The organism is Clostridium sp. C8-1-8 (genome assembly GCF_009928445.1).
Lineage (GTDB): Bacteria > Bacillota > Clostridia > Clostridiales > Clostridiaceae > Clostridium_AR.
In genome coordinates, this window is sequence record NZ_JAABNO010000085.1 from 1 (window position 1) to 475 (window position 475).

General features: G+C 53.9%; 1 rRNA gene. It reads right to left on the bottom strand.

Features of this window, described 5'->3' with window-relative positions:
* Positions 1–7: 7 nt before the first annotated feature.
* Positions 8–475 (bottom strand): 16S ribosomal RNA (locus GXK57_RS26220); the annotation flags it as partial.

The window sequence follows — 475 nt, forward strand, 5'->3', positions numbered from 1 at the left end:
TCCTTAGAAAGGAGGTGATCCAGCCGCACCTTCCGATACGGCTACCTTGTTACGACTTCACCCCAATCATCTATCCCACCTTAGGCGGCTGGCTCCAAAAGGTTACCTCACCGACTTCGGGTGTTACAAACTCTCGTGGTGTGACGGGCGGTGTGTACAAGGCCCGGGAACGTATTCACCGCGGCATGCTGATCCGCGATTACTAGCGATTCCGGCTTCATGCAGGCGAGTTGCAGCCTGCAATCCGAACTGAGAGAAGCTTTAAGAGATTAGCTTAGCCTCGCGACTTCGCAACTCGTTGTACTTCCCATTGTAGCACGTGTGTAGCCCAGGTCATAAGGGGCATGATGATTTGACGTCATCCCCACCTTCCTCCGGTTTGTCACCGGCAGTCTCGCTAGAGTGCCCAACTGAATGATGGCAACTAACAACAAGGGTTGCGCTCGTTGCGGGACTTAACCCAACATCTCACGAC